General features: G+C 69.5%; 12 protein-coding genes. 9 read left to right on the forward strand and 3 right to left on the reverse strand.

Going from position 1 to position 11907, the window contains the following annotated elements; genetic code table 11:
- Positions 1 to 65: 65 nt before the first annotated feature.
- The 6 genes from crtY to V5740_RS08400 are packed head-to-tail and all read left to right on the forward strand — an operon-like array spanning position 66 to position 6751.
- Positions 66 to 1283 (forward strand): lycopene beta-cyclase CrtY, encoded by a 1218-nt coding sequence (crtY, locus tag V5740_RS08375; protein WP_347302041.1) that lies wholly within the window; start codon positions 66 to 68, stop codon positions 1281 to 1283.
- Entirely contained in the window at positions 1280 to 2806 is a 1527-nt protein-coding gene (locus tag V5740_RS08380) for a phytoene desaturase (protein ID WP_347302042.1), read from the forward strand. The genes crtY and V5740_RS08380 overlap by 4 nt, the downstream gene beginning before the upstream one ends.
- Entirely contained in the window at positions 2803 to 3105 is a 303-nt protein-coding gene (locus V5740_RS08385) for a barstar family protein (protein ID WP_347302043.1), read from the forward strand. The genes V5740_RS08380 and V5740_RS08385 overlap by 4 nt, the downstream gene beginning before the upstream one ends.
- On the forward strand, positions 3102 to 3686 hold the full coding sequence (locus tag V5740_RS08390; protein WP_347302044.1) for a TIGR00730 family Rossman fold protein: 585 nt from the start codon (positions 3102 to 3104) through the stop codon (positions 3684 to 3686). Before V5740_RS08385 ends, V5740_RS08390 begins: the two co-directional genes overlap by 4 nt.
- Before the next feature lie 47 nt (positions 3687 to 3733).
- Positions 3734 to 4786, forward strand: coding sequence for a phytoene/squalene synthase family protein (locus V5740_RS08395; protein ID WP_347304480.1), 1053 nt, complete (start codon positions 3734 to 3736; stop codon positions 4784 to 4786).
- Between the two features lie 27 nt (positions 4787 to 4813).
- Positions 4814 to 6751, forward strand: a complete 1938-nt coding sequence (locus V5740_RS08400) for a biotin carboxylase N-terminal domain-containing protein (protein WP_347302045.1) — start codon at positions 4814 to 4816, stop codon at positions 6749 to 6751.
- Here V5740_RS08400 and V5740_RS08405 read toward each other — a convergent pair.
- A complete protein-coding gene (locus V5740_RS08405) occupies positions 6702 to 7988 on the reverse strand; it encodes a multidrug effflux MFS transporter (protein ID WP_347302046.1) in 1287 nt (428 codons plus the stop codon). The genes V5740_RS08400 and V5740_RS08405 overlap by 50 nt on opposite strands.
- A gap of 103 nt (positions 7989 to 8091) precedes the next feature.
- Between V5740_RS08405 and dinB the strand changes: the two genes are divergently transcribed.
- Positions 8092 to 9213 carry a DNA polymerase IV gene (gene dinB / locus V5740_RS08410; RefSeq protein ID WP_347304481.1) on the forward strand — a complete coding sequence of 374 codons (1122 nt, stop codon included), beginning with the start codon at positions 8092 to 8094 and terminating at the stop codon, positions 9211 to 9213.
- A gap of 1 nt (position 9214) precedes the next feature.
- On the opposite strand, the gene V5740_RS08415 is transcribed toward dinB, so the two are convergent.
- Both V5740_RS08415 and V5740_RS08420 read right to left on the reverse strand, forming a co-directional pair.
- The gene (locus V5740_RS08415; RefSeq protein ID WP_347302047.1) at positions 9215 to 9661 is read right to left on the reverse strand and encodes an NUDIX domain-containing protein; all 447 of its coding nucleotides are present in this window, start codon (positions 9659 to 9661) and stop codon (positions 9215 to 9217) included.
- Between the two features lie 9 nt (positions 9662 to 9670).
- The gene (locus V5740_RS08420) at positions 9671 to 10294 is read right to left on the reverse strand and encodes a 6-phosphogluconolactonase (protein ID WP_347302048.1); all 624 of its coding nucleotides are present in this window, start codon (positions 10292 to 10294) and stop codon (positions 9671 to 9673) included.
- Between the two features lie 170 nt (positions 10295 to 10464).
- Between V5740_RS08420 and V5740_RS08425 the strand changes: the two genes are divergently transcribed.
- Together V5740_RS08425 and V5740_RS08430 are read left to right on the forward strand one after the other, a co-directional pair.
- A complete protein-coding gene (locus V5740_RS08425) occupies positions 10465 to 10989 on the forward strand; it encodes a ferritin-like domain-containing protein (RefSeq protein ID WP_347302049.1) in 525 nt (174 codons plus the stop codon).
- Positions 10990 to 11076: 87 nt separating this feature from the next.
- Positions 11077 to 11907 carry an MBL fold metallo-hydrolase gene (locus tag V5740_RS08430; protein WP_347302050.1) on the forward strand — a complete coding sequence of 277 codons (831 nt, stop codon included), beginning with the start codon at positions 11077 to 11079 and terminating at the stop codon, positions 11905 to 11907.

An 11907-nucleotide genomic window follows, 5' to 3' on the forward strand; every position in this document is an offset into this window, starting at 1 on the left:
GGTACTCTGTTCCTGACGGCCGAGCGTGCATTGCCAGCGGGCGGCGATGGGTTACAGCGACGGGCATGGAACGCAGCAATGGATGTGATGTCGCGATCGTCGGCGGCGGCCTTGCCGGCGGGCTGATCGCGCTGGCCTTGGCGGAGCGGTGCCCCGGCCTGCATGTCCGCGTGATCGAGGGCGGCGCGGCGGCTGGTGGGCACCACCGGTGGAGCTGGTTCGCCAGCGATCTCGACCCGGCAGGCACGCGGCTGATGGCGCCGTTCCGCATGGCGCAATGGCACGAAGGATACGAGGTCGCCTTCCCCCGCCATTGCCGCACGCTGCAAACGCCGTACCGCTCGCTCGCCTCCCGCGACTTCGCCGCCCATCTGGCCACGGCGCTGCCGGCGGGGACGCTGGCAACCGGGCAGCGGGTCGCCGGCCTTGCCGCTGACGGCGTGACGCTGGCGGAAGGTGGCCGGGTGCCGGCGGGGGTGGTGATCGATTGCCGCGGGTTCCAGCCGACCGCGCGGCTGCAGGGCGGATGGCAGGTGTTCCTGGGCCGGCACCTGCGCACCGACCGTCCGCACGGCCTGACGCGGCCGACGATCATGGACGCGACGGTGGACCAGACCGATGGCTACCGCTTCGTCTATGTCCTGCCGCTGGCGGCGGACGAGGTGTTCATCGAGGATACCTATTACCAGGACGCGCCGGTGCTGGACCGCCCGCTGCTGAGCGGGCGGCTGGACGCCTACGCCGCGGCGCATGGCTGGGCGGGCACCGTGCTGGAGCAGGAGACCGGCGTGCTGCCCGTCATCACCGGCGGCGATTTCGCCGGGTGGCAGGCGGAACAGCGGGTGCCGGGCGTGGCGCGCGCCGGCGCGGGTGCGGGCTTCGTGCATCCGCTGACCAGCTATACCCTGCCCTTCGCGGTGGAGACCGCGCTGGCGGTGGCGGATGCCTTCGCCCACCAGCCGCAGATGACGGGCGATGCGCTGGCCACCATGCTGGAACAGCGGGCGGCGGATCACTGGCGGCGCACCGGTTTCTACCGCCTGCTCGGCTCCATGCTGTTCGGCGCCGCCGGGCCGGCGGAACGCTATCGGGTGTTCGAGCGATTCTATACCCTGTCCGATCCGCTGATCGAACGGTTCTATGCCGGGCGCAGCACCTGGACAGATCGGCTGCGGGTATTGAGCGGGCGACCGCCCGTGCCGATCGGGGCGGCGGTGCAGGCACTGGTGCAACCACGCGCGCCGCTCTATTCGGGTACGCAACAACAAAGGGATTGCGCATGAGTACCGACCCGGCGCCGGCGCATGCCCCGGTCGCAATTACTGGCAAGCGCGCCTGCGTGATCGGCGCGGGCTTCGGCGGGCTGGCACTGGCGATCCGCCTGCAATCGGCCGGCATCGCCACCACCGTGGTGGAGGCGCGCGACAAGCCGGGCGGGCGCGCCTATCACTGGCAGCGCGACGGCTTCACCTTCGACGCCGGGCCGACCGTGGTGACGGACCCCGCCTGCCTGCAGGAATTGTGGGCCATCACCGGCCACGACATGGCGCAGGACATCGAACTGATGCCGGTCATGCCGTTCTACCGCCTGAACTGGCCCGACGGCACGAACTTCGATTATTCCAACGACGAGGCGTCGCTGCAGCGGGAGATCGCCAAGCTCGATCCCGCGGACATCGCCGGGTACGAACGGTTCCTGCAATATTCGGCCGGCGTGTTCCACGAAGGGTACGAGAAGCTGGGCAGCGTGCCGTTCCTGGACTTCGCCAGCATGGTGAAGGCGGCACCGGCGCTGGCCAAGTACCAGGCGTGGCGTTCGGTCTATTCCGTGGTCAGCAGCTACATCAACAACGAGAAGCTGCGTGAGGCGCTGAGCTTCCACACATTGCTGGTGGGCGGCAACCCGATGACCACCAGTTCGATCTACGCCCTGATCCACAAGCTGGAGAAGGATGGCGGCGTGTGGTGGGCGCGCGGCGGGACCAACCGTCTGATCGCGGCCATGGTCCGTCATTTCGAACGGCTGGGCGGCACCGTCCGGCTGGACGACGCCGTCACCGCAATCGGCACGGTCGGCGATCGGGCGAGCAGCGTCACCACCAAGAGCGGCTGGAACGAAAGCTTCGACGCGGTGGCGAGCAATGGCGACATCGTCCATTCGTACCGCGACCTCCTGGGCGGCAACCAGCGCGGGCAGCGGCGCGGGCGGGCGCTGATGAAGAAGCGGTTTTCCCCCAGCCTGTTCGTGGTGCATTTCGGGATCGAGGGCACCTGGCCCGGCATCCCGCATCACATGATCCTGTTCGGCCCCCGGTACAAAGGCCTGCTGGACGACATCTACACCCACGGCGTGCTGCCGGAAGATTTCTCCATCTACCTGCACCATCCCACAGTCACCGATCCGGGCATGGCGCCGCCGGGGATGAGCACGTTCTACGCGCTGGTGCCGGTCGCCCATCTGGGCAAGCTGGCGATCGACTGGGATGTGGTCGGCCCGCAGCTGGAAAAGCGTATCCTGGACGAGGTCGGCCGCCGGCTGATCCCCGACATCCACAGCCGCATCGTGACCAAGTTCCATTATGCGCCGACGGACTTCGTGGCCGATCTCAACGCCCACCTGGGCAGCGCCTTCAGCCTGGAGCCGGTGCTGACGCAAAGCGCCTTCTTCCGCGGGCACAACCGGGACGACGTGATCCGCAACTTCTACCTGGTGGGGGCCGGCACCCATCCGGGCGCAGGCATCCCCGGCGTGGTGGGCAGCGCGAAGGCGACGGCCGGCCTGATGCTGGAGGATCTGGCGACGTGACAACCCTGACGCTCGACGGCGGAACCATGGGGTCGCTGGCGGACCTGCACGCCCAGGTGGCGCGGCACCCGGAGACGCCGGGCGATCACGGTCCCAATCTCGACGCGCTGTTCGACGTGCTGCTCGCCTACTACACCGCCCCGCTGGCCATCATCTGGCGCAATGCCGCCGCCGCCCGCGCCGCGCTGGGCCCCGATTTCGCGCGCGCCAAGCAGGTGTTCGACGACGCGGTGGCGTATTACCATGCAAAGGGCCGCGCGGCCGTGTTTACCATTGTCGAAGGATCCGAAGCACCATGAACCGCCTTGCCGTCTATTGCGGGTCCGCCACCCCGGCAGATCCCCGCTACGTCGCGCTGGCGCGGGACACCGGCGCGGTGCTCGCCCGGCGTGGCATCGGCGTGGTCTATGGCGGCGGCACGCGTGGGCTGATGGGCGCGCTGGCCGAGGGCGCGTTGGCCGAAGGCGGCGAGGTGATCGGCGTCATTCCCGAGGCGCTGGCCGCCACGGCGGAGGTCGCCAACCATGCCTGCACCGAACTGCACACGGTTGCCACCATGCACGAGCGCAAGCTGCGCTTCACCGATCTGTCGGATGGGTTCCTGACGCTGCCCGGCGGGGTCGGCACGATGGACGAATTGTGGGAAGCGGTCAGTTGGGCGCAGCTCGGCTATCACACCAAGCCGGTGGGGCTGCTGAACGCGTTCGGCTTCTATGACGGGCTGGTGGCGTTCAACCGGACGATGGTGGATACCGGCTTCATCCGGCCGATGCACCAGGACATCATCATGGTCGAAACCGAGCTTGAGCCATTGTTGCAGCGGATGGCCGATCATCGCCCCCATCGCCCGATCTTCGCCATGGCGGCGGAAGAATTGTGAGCAGCACGCCGCCTTCCACCGGCCGCCCGCGCACGGTGCCGCGGCGCATGCTGGCGCCCAGCCGCATCCTGCGCCCGACCCCGCGCCAGATCGGCGGCGGGCGCGAACGGGCTGACCTGGTGGCGGAGGCGCACCGCGCGATCCGCAAGGGGAGCAAGAGCTTCGCCGCCGCGAGCCGGTTGTTCGACCGGGAGACGCGGGAGAAGGCCTGGCTGCTCTATGCCTGGTGCCGGCGGTGTGACGACATCGCGGACGGGCAGGACAGCGGCTTCACCCTCAGGCCCGGAACCGACGGGCAGGAGCGGATCCGCGGTATTCGTGTGCTGACCGCGCGCGCACTGGAAGGCCAGCCGACCGCCGAGCCGGCGTTCGATGCCTTCGGCCAGGTCGCGCTGGAGGCGGGGCTGAAGGCCGATCTCGCCGCCGACGTGATCGAAGGCTTCGCGCTGGACCTCGCCGGGTGGCGGCCGCGCACGGAGATGGATCTGTGGCGCTATTGCTACCATGTCGCCGGGGCCGTGGGCGTGATGATGGCGCGGGTCATGGACGTGGATGGCGAGGACGAGGAGCTGCTCGACCGCGCCTGCGACCTCGGCCTGGCGTTCCAGATCGGCAACATCGTGCGCGACATCAGCGAGGATGCGGCGGCAGACCGCTGCTACATCCCGGCCGAGTGGCTGGCGGAGGCGGACATTCCGCCGGGCGAGCACATGAAGCCCGCCTTTCGCCCGCAACTGGTGGCGCTGGTCGCGCGCATGGTGGCCCTGGCGGAGGAGCGGGAGGCGGCGGCGCGGATCGGCGCGGCCAGCCTCGCCTTCCGGCAGCGCTGGGCCGTGCTGGCGGCCGCCAACATCTATGGCGCGATCGGGCGCAAGGTGCGGCGCAAGGGGGCCAAGGCGTGGGACCGGCGCGTGCGGGTCGGCAAGCTGGCGAAGCTGCGCCATGTCGCCGCCGCTTTGTTCGAAGCGATGCGATCGCCTGCGGAGCCGCCGGCCGAATGGCCGCAGCCGACGCGTGGCAGCATCCTGCTGGCGGTGCGCATGGCCGGGCCGATCGCACCGATGCCGATGACTCCGCTGCCGGATGAGGCTACACCTTAGTTACATAAGAAACTGGGTGAGAGTGCCATGATCCGTTCCGTCCTGATCGCCAATCGCGGCGAGATCGCCTGCCGTGTCATCCGGACCGCCCGCGCCATGGGCCTGCGCACCGTGGCCGTCCATTCCGAGGCGGATGCCCGCGCGCTGCACGTGCGGATGGCGGACCATGCGGTGGCGATCGGCCCGGCAGCGGCGGCGGAAAGCTATCTGAACGGCCGGCGGATCATCGAGGCGGCGCTACACAGCGGCGCCGATGCGATCCATCCCGGTTACGGCTTCCTGTCCGAGAACGCCGACTTCGCGGAAGACGTGATGGCGGCCGGGCTGATCTGGGTCGGCGCGCCGCCTGCCGCGATCCGCGCCATGGGGCTGAAGGACGCGGCCAAGCAGCGGATGCGTGGCGCGGGTGTGCCGGTGACGCCCGGCTATGACGGCGCGGACCAGGACCCTGCCCGCCTGCTGGCGGAGGCGGAGGCGATCGGCTGGCCGGTGCTGGTGAAGGCGGTCGCCGGTGGCGGCGGCAAAGGGATGCGGCTGGTCGAGCGGCGCGAAGACTTCGCCGGCGCGCTCGATTCCTGCCGGCGGGAGGCCGCGGCGGCGTTCGGCAACGACCGGGTGCTGCTGGAGAAATGGATCAGCAGCCCGCGCCATATCGAGGTGCAGGTGTTCGGCGACGCGCACGGCAATGTGGTGCACCTGTTCGAACGCGACTGTTCGCTGCAGCGGCGGCACCAGAAGGTGATCGAGGAAGCGCCCGCCCCCGGCCTGGACGCCGCCACGCGCGCGGCGATCTGCGACGCGGCGGTGCGTGCGGCGCGGGCGGTCGATTATGTCGGCGCGGGGACGGTGGAGTTCATCGCCGATGGCAGCCGCGGGCTCAGCGCCGATCGCGTGTTCTTCATGGAGATGAACACCCGGCTGCAGGTGGAGCATCCGGTGACCGAAGCGATCACCGGCATCGACCTGGTGGAGTGGCAGCTACGCGTCGCGGCGGGTGAGCCGCTGCCATTGTCGCAGGACGACCTGGCGATTACCGGCCATGCGGTGGAGGCGCGGCTGTATGCGGAGGATCCGACGCGCGGCTTCCTGCCAGCGACCGGCCCGCTCGACTTGCTGGACTGGGGCGAGGCGCCGATCCGGATCGAGACGGGGGTGGAACAGGGGGACCGGGTCAGCCCGTTCTACGACCCGATGATCGCCAAGCTGGTGGCGCACGGGGAGACACGGGCGGAGGCGCATGCCTGCCTGGCGGAGGCGCTGCATTCGCTGCGCATCTGGCCGGTCCGGACCAATGCGGCCTTCCTGCTCGCGTGTCTCGGCGATCCGGTCATGCAGACCGGGCAGGCGACCACCGGCCTTATCGCGGAGCGGGGCGAGCTGCTGACCGATGCGGGGGCGCCCGGCGACAATGAATGGCAGGTGGCGGCGCTGGCGCTGTTCGCGCCGTTCTACAACGCCGGGGCCGAGCCCGGAGCGGGGCCGTGGGACCGGCTGAGCGGCCTGCGCCCCAACTCAGCACCCAAGGCACGCATCACCGTGCAGCATCATGGCGCCGGCGGCGCGGCGGAGCTGCGCGTGCTGGATTTGGCCGATTGCCTGGACGCGGACGGAACGGCCATACCGGTCGCGGGCGGCGTGCTGGTGGCGCGCGACGGGCAGCCGTTCCTGTTCAGCCTGCCGCGCTTCGCCGCAGGGGCCGCGCAGGTCGGCGATGGCACGATCCTGGCCCCCATGCCCGGCCGGGTGATCGCGGTCGACGTGGCCGATGGCGACGAGGTCGTCGCCGGGCAGCGGCTGCTGGTGCTGGAGGCGATGAAGATGGAACACGCGCTGACCGCCCAGGCGGATGGCGTGGTGGCGGACCTGGCGGTGGCGACAGGCGCGCAGGTCCAGGTGGATGCGCCGCTGGTGCGGGTCAGGCCCGCGGCGGCGGCATCACCGGCACCGGCCGCTTCGGCGGGTTGAGGCGGCGGAACAGGCGCCCCTTCTCGCTGAACAGCACCAGCACGAAGGCGGCGACACTGCAGATCAGCAGCGCATGGGCAAAGGGCCGTGCCGTGCCGTCGTAAGCCTGCCCGATCAGCAGGCCGACGACCGCCGCGCCGAACATCCGGCAGAAGGTCTGGGCGGAACTGGCCGCGCCGGCAATGCGGGCGAAGGGCTGCATGGCGATGGAGCCGAAATTGGCGCCCAGGAAGCCCAGCAGCATCAGATTGGTCGCCATTAGCGGCAGGAACACGGCAAGATCGCCCGGATGGTAGTGCGATGCCCAGACCTGCGCCGCCGCGACCACCATGAACACCAGCACGCCGGTATGGCTGACCCGCCGCGCGCCGAACCGTTCGACGATGCGCGAATTGACGATGTTGGACACCGCCATCATCGCGGCGGTGCCGCCGAACACCACCGGGAACCAGTCGCCCACGGCGAAATGTTCGCCCAGCAACTGTTGCGCACTGTTGACGTAGCCGAATACCGCCCCGACCAGCAGCCCGGCACCCAGGACATAGCCGATGGCGCCCCGGTTGAAGAAGCCGGCCGCCATGTTGCGGGCGATCACCGGCAGGTCCAGCCGCTGGCGGTTTTCCGGATGCAGCGTTTCGGGCAAACGCAGCCAGACCCACAGGCCCGCGAGGACCGCGACCACCGCGAACGCGACGAAGATGGCCCGCCAGCCCGCCACCAGCATGATCGCCTGCCCCAGGCTGGGGGCGATGACCGGCACGGTGATGAAGACCGCGCTGACGAGGCTCATCAACCGGGCCATGCGGTCGCCGGCGAACTGGTCGCGGATAATGGCGGTGGGAACCACCATCAGCCCAGCGCACAGCACGCCCTGCAGGATGCGCAGGCCCAGCAGCACCTCGAACGAATGGATCGCCGCAATCAGCAGCGAGCATGCGGCATAGGCCGCGAGACTGACGAAGATCACCGGCCGGCGCCCGAACCGGTCGGCCAGCGATCCCGGCAGCAGGCAGCCGGCACCATTGGCCAGCAGGTACACGCCGACGACCAATTGCCGCCGGTTGCCGTCGACCACGCCCAGTTCGCCGGCCATCTGGCCCAGGGCAGGCAGCATGGCATCGATGGCGAGCGCATTGAGGCTCATCAACAGGGCGATGATCACCACCAGCTCGCGCTGGCCGATGATCTTGGTGGCGGGGGAAGCGGCGGTGGTGGCCATGGCGTCGCGTAGACCCATGTTGCGCTGCGGTAAACACTTCATGGCAGCACATCGCCGCCACCTATGCTAGGAACAGGCGGTGAACAGCCAGCCGGCCCTGATCGAATCGGCGCCCGCCCCGGTGGCGGAGGTCCCTGCCCCTGCGCCGACGGAGGATACCAGCCGCAAGGTGATCCATGTCGACATGGACGCCTTCTTCGCCAGCGTGGAGCAACGCGACGATCCATCGCTGCGCGGCAAGCCTGTGGCGGTGGGCGGCAGCAGCGGCCGCGGCGTGGTGGCCGCCGCCAGTTACGAGGCGCGCGTGTTCGGCATCCGGTCCGCCATGCCGTCCGCCACCGCGCGCCGGCTGTGCCCGGACCTGATCTTCTGCAAGAGCCGGTTCGACGTCTATCACGAGGTGTCGCAGCAGATCCGCGCGATCTTCGCCCGCTTCACCGACCTCATCGAACCGCTGAGCCTGGACGAAGCTTATCTGGACGTGACGCGCAATCACCTGGGCATCGCGTCCGCCACCAAGATCGCGCGGGAGATCCGGCGCATGATCCGGGAGGAGACGGGCCTGACCGCCAGCGCCGGCGTGTCGTACAACAAGTTCCTGGCGAAGCTCGCCAGCGACCAGAACAAGCCGGACGGCCTGTGCATCATCAAGCCGGGGGACGGCGCCGCCTTCGTGGCGACGCTGCCCGTCCGCCGGTTCCACGGCATCGGCCCGCGCGGGGCGGAGAAGATGGCCAGGCTGGGCGTGGAGACGGGCGCCGACCTAGCGGGCAAGGACGCCGACTGGCTGCGGGAAAATTTCGGCAGTTTCGGCGAGTATCTGTTCCATGCCGCGCGGGGGATCGACCATCGGCCGGTGCGGGCGCACCGGGAACGCAAGTCCATCGGCGGGGAACGCACCTTCGGCACCGATCTGCACGCGCCGCACGATCTTCACGCCATGCTCGACAATATCGTGGAGATCGTCTGGACGCGGATCGCCGACAAGGGTGCGCAGGGCCGCACGGTGACGCTGAAGCTGAAGTTCAACGACTTCCAGCTGGTGACCCGCGCCCGGTCCCTGCCTCACCCGGTGCGGGGACGCGATCAGTTCACGACCATCGCGCGCGAGCTGCTGGCCGAGCAATTGCCCCTGCCCCGCCCGATCCGGCTGATGGGCCTGACGCTGAGCGCGCTGGGCGATGCGCCGGACACGCCACCACCGCCGGCCGCGCCGCGCGCCCAGCAATTGCAGCTGCTATAGGCTACAGCAGGGCCAGCCGGTCCTGCGTCCGGGCGGACACGGCGGGAAGCGCGTCCAGCGCGAACAATCGGTGAGTGGCGACCTCCCGCCTGTCAGCCCTGGGCTCGCCCGCGAGCGTGCCGGTGAACAGGTGCACCACATTGGTTGCCCCGTGCAGCGGTTCTTCCAGCACGCGCACCAGCGTCAGGCCAGTGAGCGGGCAGCCCAGCTCCTCCGCGAACTCACGCGCGGCGGCGGCTGCCGGCGCCTCGCCATGGCGGACTCCGCCGCCCGGCAGGATCCATTGCCGCGGACCGTAGGTCTGGCGGATCAGCAGGACCCGGCCATCGGCATCGCGCGCGATCACGCTGACGCCGTGGATGGTCGGTCGCCTGAGGCGCCACCACGCCACGCGCAGATGGTGGCCTACCCGCAGGGCCAGCCGATGCAGGGGGGCCGGCGGGCGCATCGGCCGCCTTCAGGCGAGGCAGGTGACGGGAACGCCGCGCTGCGCGGCGGCGCGCAGCAGGCGGGTGATCGGCAGGTCGATCCTGCCGTCCACCGCGTCCTGGAACAGCGCCAGCTTCTCCGCCCCGCGGATCACCAGCAGCACCGCATCGGTGTTCAGCAGCGCCGGCAGGGTCAGCGTCAACCGGTCGAACGGCGCGTTTGCGGGCAGCGGGTCGGGCGTCAGGCGGCGGATCGGCTGCGGATCATCGGGCTGCGGGTCGGTGTTGGGGAACAGCGAGGCGACATGGCCATCCTCCCCCATGCCGAGCCAGGTCAGCGCGAAATGCGGTGGCACCAGCCCTTCCGCCAGCGGCACCACCTCTGCCCCAACGATACCGAGCGCGGTTTCGATCATCCCGGCATTGCTGGCGGGGTGATCGACCGGCACGCAGCGGTCATCCCCCGGCCAGATCGCGAAGCGGCGCCAGTCCAGCGGGGCGCCGGCCAGCGCCTGCAGGATCGGGCGCGGGGTGGACCCGCCGGGCAGGCAGAGCGGCACGCGGCCATCCGTCGCCCCTGCCGCCGTGGCGAGGCGGGGATAGAGCCAGGCGGCGACCTTGTCGTCGCTGTTGTCGCGGATGATCTCGACCATGGGCACGCTCCTTCTCGCCGGTGCCTATGGCAGGCGCGGCACGGCCACAAGGCACCGGCCTTATGAAATGTCAGCTTTGGAACGGGCGGTTTCGCAGACCCTTGGGCGAAGGAGCGGCAGGGGCGGAGCAGCCCCGACGGCCCGCATCCATACGGAAGGAGAACCTGACCATGGCAACCCAGACCGACACTCTGCGCGAATTGTTCGTCACCGGCCTCGTCAATGCGCACGCGGTGGAGAAGCAGGCGCTGTCCATCATGACGCCCCAGCTGGAGCGGATCGAGAACTACCCGGAGGTCGCCGATCGGCTGCGCGCCCATATCGAGGAGACCAACGGCCAGATCGCCCGGCTGGACGAGCTGCTGGAAGGCCTCGGCACCTCGTCCTCTACGCTGAAGGATATCGGCCTCAGCATGTCGGGCAGCATGGCGGCGATCACGCACTCCGTGGCGGGTGACGAGATCGTGAAGAACAGCTTCGCCAATTACGCCTTCGAGCATTTCGAGATCGCCGCCTACAAGTCGCTGCTGGTGATGGCGGAGGATGGCGGCTTTGCCCAGGCCACCCCGCTGCTGACCCAGTCGCTGAACGAGGAGCAGGCGATGGCCGAATGGATCGACGAGCACCTGCCCGTCGTCACCCGCCGCTATGCCGCGCTGTATGCCGCCGGCGGATCCAGCGCCGCCAAGGTCTGACAAACCGCAAGGGGACGCCTCGCGCCGGCCGGCAGCCTGCCGGGCGTTCCCTTCCGCTTCCGCGTGCGAGCGAGTGGGAAGACATCCATGAAGATCCACTACCTGCGCTGCGGCACGGATTGCCCGCTGGGCGGTGCGCTGTTCGATGGGTTCAGCACCGGCCCGCTCGGCACCATCCCATGCACGGCCCAGCTGATCGAGACGGAGGCCGGGCTGGTGCTGGTCGACACCGGGTACGGCCTGCAGGACGTGCGCCGGCCGCATCCGCGGCTCAGCAAGTTCTTCCATGCATTGCTGAACATCCGCTTCCGGGTGGAGGACACCGCGATCCATCAGATCCGCGCACTTGGCTATTCGCCGGAGGATGTGCGGCACATCGTGCTGACCCATCTCGATTTCGACCATGCCGGCGGGCTGGAGGATTTCCCCAATGCCCGCGTCCACGTGATGGCGGCGGAGCGCGACGCGGCGGAGCGGCAGCGGCGCGGCTTCATCGCCCGGCGCCGCTATCGCCCCGTGCAATGGGACGATGTACGCGACTGGCGCACCTATGCAGGTGCGGGCGATAGCTGGTTCGGCTTCGACGCGGTGCGCGCGCTGGACGGCTTGCCGCCCGAAATCCTGCTGGTGCCGCTGCCGGGCCATACATGGGGCCATGCGGGTGTGGCGGTGCAAGACGGCACCGGCTGGGTGCTGAATGCGGGCGATGCCTATTTCTACCGGGGCGAGATGCATCCGTTCCGGCATCGCTGCACGCCGGGCCTGCGCTTCTACCAGACCATGATGGAGGTCGATCGCCCGCAGCGATTGGCCAATCAGCGACGGCTGCGCGACCTGAAGCGGGCGCATGGGCAGGAGGTCACCATCTTCTGCTCCCACGACCAGAAGGAACTGGAGGCGTTGCAGGCGCGCGGCTGA

The organism is Croceibacterium sp. TMG7-5b_MA50 (assembly GCF_039830145.1).
Classification (GTDB): Bacteria; Pseudomonadota; Alphaproteobacteria; order Sphingomonadales; family Sphingomonadaceae; genus Croceibacterium.

Excerpts from the sequence above, each read along its gene's own strand:
- crtY (WP_347302041.1), top strand. The coding sequence starts at position 66 with ATGGAACGCAGCAATGGATGTGATGTCGCGATCGTCGGCGGCGGCCTT.
- V5740_RS08380 (WP_347302042.1), top strand. The coding sequence starts at position 1,280 with ATGAGTACCGACCCGGCGCCGGCGCATGCCCCGGTCGCAATTACTGGC.
- V5740_RS08390 (WP_347302044.1), top strand. The coding sequence starts at position 3,102 with ATGAACCGCCTTGCCGTCTATTGCGGGTCCGCCACCCCGGCAGATCCC.
- V5740_RS08395 (WP_347304480.1), top strand. The coding sequence starts at position 3,734 with ATGCTGGCGCCCAGCCGCATCCTGCGCCCGACCCCGCGCCAGATCGGC.
- V5740_RS08400 (WP_347302045.1), top strand. The coding sequence starts at position 4,814 with ATGATCCGTTCCGTCCTGATCGCCAATCGCGGCGAGATCGCCTGCCGT.
- V5740_RS08405 (WP_347302046.1), bottom strand. The coding sequence starts at position 7,988 with ATGGGTCTACGCGACGCCATGGCCACCACCGCCGCTTCCCCCGCCACC.
- V5740_RS08415 (WP_347302047.1), bottom strand. The coding sequence starts at position 9,661 with ATGCGCCCGCCGGCCCCCCTGCATCGGCTGGCCCTGCGGGTAGGCCAC.
- V5740_RS08420 (WP_347302048.1), bottom strand. The coding sequence starts at position 10,294 with ATGGTCGAGATCATCCGCGACAACAGCGACGACAAGGTCGCCGCCTGG.
- V5740_RS08425 (WP_347302049.1), top strand. The coding sequence starts at position 10,465 with ATGGCAACCCAGACCGACACTCTGCGCGAATTGTTCGTCACCGGCCTC.
- V5740_RS08430 (WP_347302050.1), top strand. The coding sequence starts at position 11,077 with ATGAAGATCCACTACCTGCGCTGCGGCACGGATTGCCCGCTGGGCGGT.